This is a genomic window from Amycolatopsis sp. M39, assembly GCF_001651785.1.
GTDB lineage: Bacteria > Actinomycetota > Actinomycetes > Mycobacteriales > Pseudonocardiaceae > Amycolatopsis > Amycolatopsis rubida.
This window is the reverse complement of the sequence record NZ_LWSF01000002.1, coordinates 65140-75537: the sequence shown is the minus strand read 5'-3', so window position 1 is coordinate 75537 and position 10398 is coordinate 65140. Positions and strand designations below refer to the sequence as shown.

The 10398-nt window shown below is 69.5% G+C and carries 10 protein-coding genes; 1 reads left to right on the top strand and 9 read right to left on the bottom strand.

Annotated elements, in window-relative coordinates:
* Positions 1 to 218: 218 nt before the first annotated feature.
* The 9 genes from A4R44_RS05070 to A4R44_RS05030 form a co-directional block, all read right to left on the bottom strand.
* On the bottom strand, positions 219 to 890 hold the full coding sequence (locus A4R44_RS05070) for a TetR/AcrR family transcriptional regulator (RefSeq protein WP_067576804.1): 672 nt from the start codon (positions 888 to 890) through the stop codon (positions 219 to 221).
* A 36-nt stretch (positions 891 to 926) separates the two neighbouring features.
* Positions 927 to 1883 carry a 23S rRNA (guanosine(2251)-2'-O)-methyltransferase RlmB gene (gene rlmB / locus A4R44_RS05065; RefSeq protein ID WP_067576802.1) on the bottom strand — a complete coding sequence of 319 codons (957 nt, stop codon included), beginning with the start codon at positions 1881 to 1883 and terminating at the stop codon, positions 927 to 929.
* Between the two features lie 30 nt (positions 1884 to 1913).
* Positions 1914 to 3299 carry a cysteine--tRNA ligase gene (gene cysS, locus A4R44_RS05060; RefSeq protein WP_067576800.1) on the bottom strand — a complete coding sequence of 462 codons (1386 nt, stop codon included), beginning with the start codon at positions 3297 to 3299 and terminating at the stop codon, positions 1914 to 1916.
* A gap of 44 nt (positions 3300 to 3343) precedes the next feature.
* Complete coding sequence (locus A4R44_RS05055) at positions 3344 to 4030, bottom strand: HAD family hydrolase (protein ID WP_067576798.1); 687 nt, start codon at positions 4028 to 4030, stop codon at positions 3344 to 3346.
* A gap of 55 nt (positions 4031 to 4085) precedes the next feature.
* A complete protein-coding gene (locus A4R44_RS05050) occupies positions 4086 to 5558 on the bottom strand; it encodes an ABC transporter substrate-binding protein (RefSeq protein WP_093572584.1) in 1473 nt (490 codons plus the stop codon).
* Positions 5555 to 7552 carry a hypothetical protein gene (locus A4R44_RS05045; RefSeq protein ID WP_067576796.1) on the bottom strand — a complete coding sequence of 666 codons (1998 nt, stop codon included), beginning with the start codon at positions 7550 to 7552 and terminating at the stop codon, positions 5555 to 5557. Before A4R44_RS05045 ends, A4R44_RS05050 begins: the two co-directional genes overlap by 4 nt.
* Positions 7553 to 7753: 201 nt before the next feature.
* Entirely contained in the window at positions 7754 to 8218 is a 465-nt protein-coding gene (ispF, locus tag A4R44_RS05040) for a 2-C-methyl-D-erythritol 2,4-cyclodiphosphate synthase (RefSeq protein WP_067578018.1), read from the bottom strand.
* Between the two features lie 5 nt (positions 8219 to 8223).
* Entirely contained in the window at positions 8224 to 8868 is a 645-nt protein-coding gene (locus A4R44_RS05035) for a 2-C-methyl-D-erythritol 4-phosphate cytidylyltransferase (RefSeq protein WP_067578019.1), read from the bottom strand.
* Between the two features lie 67 nt (positions 8869 to 8935).
* Positions 8936 to 9427: a CarD family transcriptional regulator gene (locus tag A4R44_RS05030; RefSeq protein WP_009084200.1), complete on the bottom strand. Its 492-nt coding sequence runs from the start codon at positions 9425 to 9427 to the stop codon at positions 8936 to 8938.
* A 274-nt stretch (positions 9428 to 9701) separates the two neighbouring features.
* On the opposite strand from A4R44_RS05030, the gene A4R44_RS05025 reads away from it, so the two are divergent.
* Positions 9702 to 10370: a hypothetical protein gene (locus tag A4R44_RS05025; RefSeq protein WP_067578016.1), complete on the top strand. Its 669-nt coding sequence runs from the start codon at positions 9702 to 9704 to the stop codon at positions 10368 to 10370.
* The last annotated feature ends 28 nt before the right edge of the window (positions 10371 to 10398 follow it).

Genomic DNA, 10398 nt, shown 5'->3' with positions numbered 1-10398 from the left:
AGAGCGGTGGCCGGGTGTGTGCGGCGAGGGGAGGGGTTGTGGTTGAGCGGGGAGAGCGGTGGCCGGGCGTGTGCGGCGAGGGGCGGGGTTGTGGTTGAGCGGGAAGAGCGTAGCCGGGCTGACCCCCGCCCGCGGCCGGGTCGGCTAAATGCACGAGCGGCGGCCGCGCGATACGACAGCGGGGGTGGGGGCGAGCCAGGAGAGAAGTGATCCCCGGCTCAGTCGGTGATCCGGTCCAGCCACTCGCCCATCAACGCCTTCTCCGCCTCGCTCAACCCCGAGACCTGCGGCAACACCGCTCGCAGAGCCGTCGCCGCTGCGGCTGGGCCGGGTGTCCGGGACACCGGTCGGTCCGTGCTGATCGCCGCGATCACCGCTTCCCGGGCCGCGACCGACACCGCACGGTCGCGGGAATCCGGCGGCGTCGAGATCAAGCTCAATGTCGCCCCCGAACCGGCGGCGTGGATCAGAGCCGCGGCTAGGGGCTCGGGCACCCGGAGCCGTCCGGCCGACGCGACGCGGCTGACTCGCGTCGCGAGGATCTCCAGGGACTTCTCCAGCGCGGGCGAAGGGCCGGGCCGGGTGGTCATCAGCAGGTACAGCGCGGGGTTGGCCAGGCCGAACTCCAGGTGCTGGTCCCAGCCCCGCCGCAGGTCCTCCAACGGGTCCTCGGCGGGAGGCTGGGCCGTTTTCGCCTCCAGGTAATCCGCGTAGCCCTGGACGGTGATGGCGTCGAGCAGGCCGTCCTTGTCTCCGAACAGCCGGTAGATCGTCGGCGGCTGGACGCCTGCCGCCGAACTCACCGCACGGGTTGACACCGCGTCCGGGCCGCCGCTGGCCAGCAGGTCCAGTGCGGCCGTGATGATGCGGGCGCGGGTGTCCTTGGGCATGTTATCGACGATAACAGTCCGGTGATTCCAGCGAAATCAGACGCGTCCGGCGATCCGGCGGCGGCGGGCGACCTCGGCCAGCAGCACCCCGGCGGCGACCGAGGCGTTCAGCGATTCCACGCCTGCCGCCATCGGGATCGACACAGTCGCGTCGCAGGTCTCGCGGACGAGCCGGGAAAGGCCGCGGCCTTCCGAGCCGAGGACGATGACCAGCGGGTCCGCGGCCAGGTCGAGTGCGTCGATGTCGACCGTGCCGTCCGCGTCGAGACCGACGATCATCAGGCCGTCCGAAGCCCATGCGCGCAGCTGGCGCGTGAGGTTCGTGGCGACCGCGATCGGCAGCTTCGCCGCGGTACCGGCGCTCGTGCGCCAGGCGACCGCGGTCATTCCGGCGCTGCGGCGTTCCGGCAGCAGCACGCCCTGCGCGCCGAACGCGGCGGCGGACCGGATCACCGCGCCCAGGTTGCGCGGGTCGGTGACGCCGTCGAGCGCGACGAACAGCGGGGTGTTGCCCGAGTCGCGTGCGGCCTGCATCAGGTCGTCCGGGTGCGCGTACTCGAACGGCGGCACTTGCAGACCGAGGCCCTGGTGCATGGCCCGGTTGGTCTTGCGGTCCAGTTCCTCGCGGGGGATCTCCAAGATCGAGATGCCCTTGTCGCCCGCCAGCCGGACGGCCTCGTTGACCCGGTCGTCGATGTCGATGTTGAGCGCGACGTACAGCGCGGTGCCCGGCACGTCCGCACGCAGCGCCTCGACGACCGGGTTGCGGCCGGCGATCAGTTCCGGCCGGTCGGCCTTCTTCTGCCGGGCCTGGTCCCGCTTAGTGGCGGCATTGGCAGCGCGGTACGCCTTGTGCCCTGGCCGGTCCTCGGCCCTCGGCGTCGGGCCCTTGCCCTCGAGCGCCTTGCGCCGCTGCCCGCCCGAACCGACGACGGCGCCCTTCTTGGTGCCGGTCTTGCGGATGGCACCTTTGCGCTGTGAGTTGCCTGCCATGAATCCTCAATCTCTGCTGCCGCGGGGAGGTCAGGAGTTCCTGACCGTCCATTGCGGACCGTTCGGGGTGTCTTCCACCGCGATCCCCGCCGCCACGAGACGGTCGCGGGCGGCGTCCGCGCGGGCGAAGTCCTTCGCCGCACGGGCCTCCTGGCGTTCGGCCAGCAGGGCTTCCACGAGCGTGCCCAGCGCGTCGCGGACGGGAGTGTCCGAACCGCCGTCCGCCCAGTCCGGCGACAGCGGGTCGAGACCGAGCACGCCGGTCATCCCGCGGACCGTGCCTGCCAATTCGAGCGCCTTGGTGGTGTCGCCCCCGTCGAGGGCGGCGTTACCGTCGCGGACCGTGTTGTGCACCACGGCGAACGCGGCCGGGGTCGCCAGGTCGTCGTCCATCGCCGCGGCGAATTCCGCGGAGACCGGGCCGAGGTCCACCGCGCCTGCCGACTCCGCCCGGCGCAGGAACGACTCGATCCGCCGGTAGCCCTGAGCGGCTTCGGAAACCGCGCCGTCGGAGTACTCGACAGTGGACCGGTAGTGCGGCTGCACCAGGTAGTAGCGCAGCTCAGGCGCGCGGTAGCGCTCCAGCATCGCCGGGATCGAGACCGTGTTGCCCAGCGATTTCGACATCTTCTCGCCGGACATAGTCACCCACGCGTTGTGCAGCCAGTAGCGGGCGAACCCGTCGCCTGCCGCGTTCGACTGCGCGCGTTCGTTCTCGTGGTGCGGGAACACCAGGTCGACGCCGCCGCCGTGGATGTCGAACTCGGCGCCGAGGTAGTTGGTCGCCATCGCCGAGCACTCCAGGTGCCAGCCGGGTCGCCCGTCGCCCCACGGTGTCGGCCACGACGGCTCGCCCGGCTTCGCGCTCTTCCACAGGGTGAAGTCACGCGAATCCCGCTTGCCGCGGGTCGGCGTCTCGCCCTGCTGGACCTCGTCGAGCTGCTGTCCGGACAGCGAGCCGTACTCCGGGAACGACTTCACCGAGAAGTACACGTCGCCGTCGACGGCGTACGCGTGCCCGGCTTCGATCAGCCGCTCCATCAGCTGGACCATCTGCGTGACGTGCCCGGTCGCGCGCGGCGTGACCGAGGGCGGAAGGCAGCCGAGATCCTCGTACGCCTTCTCGAACGCCCGCTCGTGCGTCGCCGCCCATTCCCACCACGGCCGGCCAGCGTCGGCGGCTTTGGTGAGGATCTTGTCGTCGATGTCGGTGACGTTGCGGACCAGCAGCACGTCCAGTCCACTGTGGAGCAGCCAGCGGCGGAGCACGTCGTAATTCAGCATGCCGCGGACGTGCCCGATATGCGGCACTCCCTGCACGGTGGCACCGCACACGTAGATCGACGCCGTTCCGCTGCGGACGGGACTGAACTCCCGAGGGGTACGGGTCGCGGTGTCGTACAGGTGCAAAGCCACGAGGTAAAGGGTACCGGGAGCACTGTGGGAGACGTCGCAGGACGTCAGAGCACGCCGTGCTCCCGCAGCGCGCCCAGCAGCGCGTCCGGCCGCTGCGTCGTGGGCAGCGGGTCGACCAGGGCGAACTGGCAGCCCAGCGCACGGGCGCCGCCGTCGGCCTCCTCGCTGTCGCCGACCATCAGGGTCTCCTCGGCGCGCACACCGAGCCGCTCGATCGCCGACTGGAAGATCTCCGGCTCCGGCTTCACCGCTCCGATCTCGAAAGACAGGGTGAACTCGGCGACGTGCGCGTCCCAGCCGCGCTGGCCGAACGCGGGCCGGATGTCGAACGCGATGTTGCTCAGCACGCCCGCCTTGCGTCCGCTGCTCGCGACCGCCTTGAGCGCGGCCTCGGTGTCCGGGTACGGCGTCCACTGCTCCGGGGCGATGAGCTGGGCGTACAGCGCCTCGGCCTGGTCGCGCCGGGGCACGCCGGACAGCCGCAGCACCTCCAGGTACACCTTCCGGTGCAGCGCCGGGTCGCGGTCGCGGTTGTGCCAGGCGTACAGGTGCTCCTCGTCGAGTTCGACGGACTGCTCGACCGGCGCGGTCATCCGCCGCATCAGCTCGGTCTGCGCTTCGACGTCGAGCGTCTCGCCGTCGTCGTCGCGGACGTCGTCGAGCCAGCCGTCCTGCTGCTCAAGCCGGAAAAGAGTGCCGGAGAAATCGAACAACACCGCGTTGATGGCCACGCGCCAACCCTATCGGGCAATCCGGGTGCGCTGCCGCCCGTTTGTGGCGCCTGGCTCAGCCAGCCGGGACGTACAGCTCCACGAACTCCGGTGTCGCCTCCAGCCGGAGCTTCAGGATCGGCACCGCCTTGTTCACCGGGTCGCCGCGGTCGTCGAAGGAGATCATGCCGCTCGCTCCCGGCACGGCGGACTGTCCGTGCAGCCGGTTCTTCGCCTGCAGCACGTCCTGCGCGGTGAGCTGCTCCGGCGACACTCCCGGGATGTGCCGCACGGCCCAGATCACCGTCAGCACCGCGTCGTGCGCCAGGATCGCGACGCCGTCGTCCAGGCGTTCCCGGGGGAAGACCGCGGTGAAGCAGCCATCGCACGCCGGCTCTTCGAAGCTCGCGACGGCCCCTTTGTTGAACGACCCGGGATGGTCGCGCCAGGCCTGCGGGTGTGCGAGACCGGGCGCGAGCACGGTGACGTTCGACTGGAGGCCGCGGCGCACCTCCGGGCTGGGCGGGCCGACCTGCGCGAGGTCGCCGGTCAGCACGGTCAGGTGCTTGTCGACGCAGGGCCGCTGGGCGAGCTGCGCGACGAACGACTGCAGATGATCCTCGCGACCGGCGAAGTACACCACGTCCGGGTTGTCGCCGCAGATGTCGGGCATCATCTGCAGGAACGTGCTCACCATCGAGGGCAGGCTGGAGTCGTAGGGCTCGGTGCGCCCGGCGATCCGGTGCGTGGCGTCGACGAAGGTCTTGGTGAACGCCGTGGCCAGGGTCTTCGGGTACAGGTCGCCGGGGTTCTGGTCCTGCACGACGGTCGCGGTGTGCGCGGTCGGCTTCATGTAGCCCGCCATCGAGCTGCCGTAGGTCGAGCTGGTCGGGGACACCCGCAGGAACCCGGGGATCTGCGAGAACTCGTCGGCGGCCAGATGCGAGGCGACGACCGGAATGCGGTGATCGGACAGCTTCTGGATGGCGCTGTGCGCGGTGTCGAGGCTGAGCCCGATCCCGGTGACGCCCACGATCCGGTCGGCTCCGGTCCGGCCGATCAGGTCGTCGACCACCGGCTCCCACTGTTTGAGCTGGCTGCCGGGGTTGGCGAGCAGCAGCCGGATCAGCGGCACGTCGCCCCACGACTGCGTTTTGTTGGCCCGGTGCTGCGCGATGTACGCCCCTTCGAGCTGATGGCGCACCCATTCGTGGGAGAGAATGTCGTGGTCGGTGAGCGTCATCGGCAGGAGCACCGCGACGGTCACGTACGGCTTCCCGGAGCTGACGGTTTCAGTATTTTCCTGATGAATTCTGTTTTCCACATCCGCGAGGTCGGGAGAGAACACGAATTCGCCGTCAGTCGTGCCGACACATTCGGAATTCTCACCGCGCTTCTCGACGCCGGTACCACACGTGCGGTTCGCCTCGCTGATCGCCGGGACGACGACGAACGCGGCGACGACGATGACCACGACCAGCAGCACCGCACCGCCGCCCCACAGCCACTTCGCCCAGGACGGCCGCGGCGGTTTGATCCGTTGCGTCATCGGTAGCGCTCCGCTCGCTCGTGCAGCAGCATCGATCCTCGTCCCCGCCCTTGGGCCAGATGGTGGAATCCGCTCTCGATAGTGGCGTTGAGGGTGCCGCCCGGGTCACCGAGCGGATCGCGCGCCAGCCACAGCGAAACGACCAGCCACGCCACGGTGGTCTCCAGGTCGCCTTCCCATTCGCCGACGCGCTGCTGCACCTGGGTGTAGGGATCCGAGTTCTCCACCAGGCGGTTGGGCGCGGCGGTGATCGTGTCCAGTTCGGCCAGCCACGCTTCCGCGGTCGGCACGTCGAACTCGGCGTGCGGCGCGCTGAGCGGCTTGCACAGATGCGTCACCACCGCGTCGACGTTCTCCAGCGCCAGGTCGTGGTAGCGGGCGGCGGCGACCCGGCCGTTCTTCTCGTAGAAATCGCGGCAGCGGGTGTGCACCTTCTCCCAGCTCAACGGGTGATCGTCGGCGCGCGTCGCCAGTTTCCGCAGCAGCAACCGGCGCAGCCACGGGTGCAGGACGTAGCGCGACGGGTCGTCCGGATCCGCGCGCAGCCACAGCTGATCGGCGAGCTGCTTGAACAGCGGTCCCTCGCCCATCGGATTGCGCAGATCGAGAATTTCCTTGTGAAACAGCATCTCCACGTCGACCGCGGCGCTCGCGGTGACGAGTTCCTGGCGGCTCGCGGTGGAAAAGTCCTGCAGCAGGTAGTCGCACATCTGCGCGAGCAAAGTGGACTCGCTGCCGTCGTCCAGGACTACCTTGGTGTACAAGGCTTCCCGCAACGTGTTCGGATTGGCCGGCTCGTACCGCGCGGCGAGCGTCTGCAGCACCTCCCGCACCGCGCCGGGGTGTCCGTCGGTGAGCCGGGACAGGAACCGCGGCAGCCGCGACGTCGGGTGCACGTCGTGCGCGGCGGCGACATCGACGACGTCGCCGCTGGAAAGCGTGCCGAGTTCCAACAGGTACCACGGGGACCAGCGGTTGTCCGGCTGGCCGGGGATCCAGTCGGTTTCCACGTGCGCGGGCAGCCGCGGCACCGGCCAGTCGAGCCCGCTGGTCCGGTGCTCCGGGTTCCGGCGGACCTCCCGGTCGCTGCCCGGATGCGCGGTGACCATCGACCAGCTTTCGCCCCAGTCCGGGTTCCACGTCCGGCTCGTCGCGATCACCACCAGCGGATCGGCCTCGTCCGGCGTGTGCCTGCGTGCCTCGGCGAGCGCGCGCAGGAAGTCCTGCCCGCCCTTGGTGTGCGCGTTGTCCAGCAATACCAGGCAGTTCATCGTCCGGCGGGTGCCGGAGATGCCGGAGTAGGCGCGGCGCAGGTCGGCGAGGAAGGCGTCGCAGATGATCGCGTCGACCGCGGCCCGGTCCTCGTCGTCGCCGTGTGCGTGCTTGGCGATTTCGATCAGGAAGTCCTGGTGATTGCCGTGCCCGGTCGGCATGGCTTTGACCTTGCCCATCAGCCGCCGCCGGTCGTACCAGCTGAGCCCGCGCAGCAGCAGTTCGGTCGCCTCGTTCCAGCCGGGAAGGCTGTTGCCCGACGTGACGCCGCCGACGAGCTTGACGACGTCCACGATCGCGTCGCGATTGCGTTCCAGCGGCTGGTTTTTCGCGATCAGATCCCGGAGTTTGCGCAGCGCGGCCCGCCGGTCGCCGAGTTCCACCGGCGCGCTGAGCACCAGCATGCACAGCCACAACCGGGGAAACGCGATCCGGCCGAATTGCCGCCATTGCCTGCCGAGATCAAAAGCCAAGTGGCCCAGCAGTTCCCTCGGCTGAATCTGCTCCCAGTCGCGCCGCTCGAAATCGACGAGCGCGTGCGGGATGTCCTCGCACCGGGTGCGCAATTCCTCCAGCAGCGCCGACTTCCCCGCGCCGCGCACGCCGAGCGCGATCGCGATCGGCAGCGGTCTGCTCTGTCCTCCCGGACGGGACAGCAGTTCCTCGACCAGCCTCCCTGTGATCGAACGTACTCCGGACAAGCGATGCGCATCGACGGGCATCGTCCCCCTTTGGCCGGGCGGCCCCGCTCCCTGCCGCCGCAAACGTCGCGGAATAACTATAATGAGCCGCGGGTACCCGCGCAGAAGTTAGCGCAGATCTGTGCCCGTTCGGCATAGATCATTTTCCTCGGTGCGCGTTGTTCTCGCTGGTCAGGTATCGGAGGAAATGGAATATTACGATTCACCTCGCGCGAATTGAGCTCAGCCGCGCACGAGCAGCGCGGTCGCGACCGCCGCGACGCCCTCGCCGCGGCCGGTGAGCCCGAGCCCGTCCGACGTCGTCCCGGAAACGCTCACGGGTCCGCCGACGGCGTCGCTCAGCACCCGCTGCGCCTCGTCGCGCCGTTTCCCGATCCTCGGGTGGTTGCCGATGACCTGCACGGTCGCGTTGGCTACCTGCCAGCCTGCGGCCCGCAGCAGCGCACGCACCTCGACGAGCATGTCGGTGCCGTGCGCGCCGTCCATGCGCGGGTCGCCGGTCCCGAAGACCGCGCCGAGATCGCCGAGGCCCGCGGCGGACAGCAGGGCGTCGCACAGCGCGTGTGCCGCGACATCGCCGTCCGAGTGGCCCGCACAGCCGTCGACCCCCGGCCACTGCAGACCGGCCAGCCAGCATTCGCGACCCGGTTCGATCGGATGGACGTCGACGCCATTGCCTACCCGCAGATCGGTCACAGGGGATCCTCTCGGTCCCCGCCGGCGACGAGCGCTTCGGCGAGGGTGAGTTCGAAGGCGCTCGCGACGCGCATCGCGTCCGGATCGCCGGGGACGGTGGCCGCGCCCGCGGTGTCGGCGAGGCCGGGGTCAGCGGAATCGGCGAGTGCGGAACGGAAAGCGGAAAGGGAAAAACCAACCGGGGTTTGCGCACTGCGAAGACCGTCGCGATCCACCGTGGCGGTGACAATTCCGGATTCGTCGGTGGTTTTCACCGTGTCGGACATCGGCAGCACCGGCACCGCGACGGGCGCGCCGTCGCGGACCGCGGTCAGCACCTGGCGAACCGTCCGTTGTGGAGTGAACGCCCGCAGCGCGTCGTGCACCAGCACGACGGCGTCCGGGGAAAGAAGCGGCTCGACGGCGGTGAAGACCTGCCGGAGCGAGGAGCCGGGAACGACCCGGCATTCGAGGTCGCGCAATGCCTCGGAGAACGACTTCGCACACCGCTCGGGGGCTGCGGCGACCACCAGATCGATCTCCGGTGTGCCGAGCAGCCCCCGCACGGTGTGCGTGAGTAGTGCTGCACCGCCGACCGCCGCGAGCGCGAGCTCAGGATCGGCCGGACGGTGCGCGACAGTCACGAACGCGACGCTGTGCACCTGGGGGTTCATCAGGTCGTGATCGTAGGGAACCGGTTGCCGCGGCGGCGAACCGGAGCACCCGGGGTCAGACCGTCGCGGTCTCTAGCACCTCGTCAAGGAGCGTTTCCGCCTTGCCCTCGTCGGTGCCCTCCGCGAGCGCGAGCTCGCTGACCAGGATTTGCCGTGCTTTCGCCAGCATGCGTTTCTCGCCGGCTGAAAGTCCGCGGTCCTTTTCTCGCCGCCAGAGGTCGCGCACCACTTCGGCCACCTTGTTCACATCGCCGGAGGCGAGTTTCTCCAGGTTGGCCTTGTACCGACGAGACCAGTTCGTGGGCTCTTCGGTGTGCGGAGCACGCAGAACATCGAAGACCTTGTCCAGTCCTTCTTGCCCGACGACATCGCGTACGCCGACGATCTCGGCGTTGTCGGCGGGCACGCGAACCGTAAGATCCCCTTGCGCGACTTTGAGGACGAGGTACTTCTTTTCCTCGCCCTTGATCACGCGGGTCTCGATGGCTTCGATGAGTGCGGCACCGTGGTGCGGGTAGACGACGGTCTCTCCGACCTTGAAAACCATGTGTCCTCTGCCCCTTTCGCTGACTCCATCCTATCACGGCTGTTCGGCGGCCACCTAGCGGCCCGGGATCGTCGTCGCAGGTCAGCGGCTTGGGCGGGGCTTGACAAACCGGTTTTCGCCGTGCTCATGCAGGTGAGCCGACAGCGCCTCGACCGGTACTGCGGAATCCTTTGTGGACGGTCGATCGGCCGGGAACGCACACCGGTTCCGGGCGGACGGAACCGCCCGGCTAGTCTTCGGGAAGGACGAGGCCGTGAAAGGGAAGGACTCTGACGTGAGGCTGCAGAATCGCCGCGTGCTCGGCGCAGGCGTGTCGGCGCTCGGCGCCGCACTCGTGCTCGCCGGTTGCGGAGCCGGTCAGATCACTCAGACCGACACCCAGCAGCCCGCCGTCAACGGCACCTACGCCCAGGTGAAGACGATTGTGCTGCGCGACGCCGCGGTGCAGTACCCGGCGCAGGGCCCCGGCTACGCGGCCGGTTCGTCCGCCCCGCTCACGCTCACCGTGATCAACCAGGGCCAGAAGGACGACAAGCTCGTCTCGGTGACCTCCGAGGGCGCTTCCGGTCCCGCGCAGATCTCCGGGGACTCGGCCATCGTCGCCGGGCACTCGCTCGTGATCGGCCCGGCCGACGCGGTCGAGCAGGGCGCCCCGCCGCAGTCGGAGTCGGCGAACAGCACGCCCGCCTCCGAGACGGACCAAGCGCCCAGCTCCGCCCCGGCCAGCTCGGCGAACTCGGCCCCCGGCTCGGCGTCGAACGCGCCGCAGGCGGGCGAGAACGGCGGCGCGGCGAGCCAGCTCGGCACCGGCAAGGTCGTGCTGCCGGGCCTCAAGCAGCCGCTGTGGCCGGGCGCGACGATCAAGGTCACCTTCACCTTCCAGAACGCCGGCCCGATCGTGGTCGAGCTGCCGGTCGCCGCGCCCGCGCACGCGGGCTCCTGACCGCGTCGCCGCGATTTCTGTCGGTGTC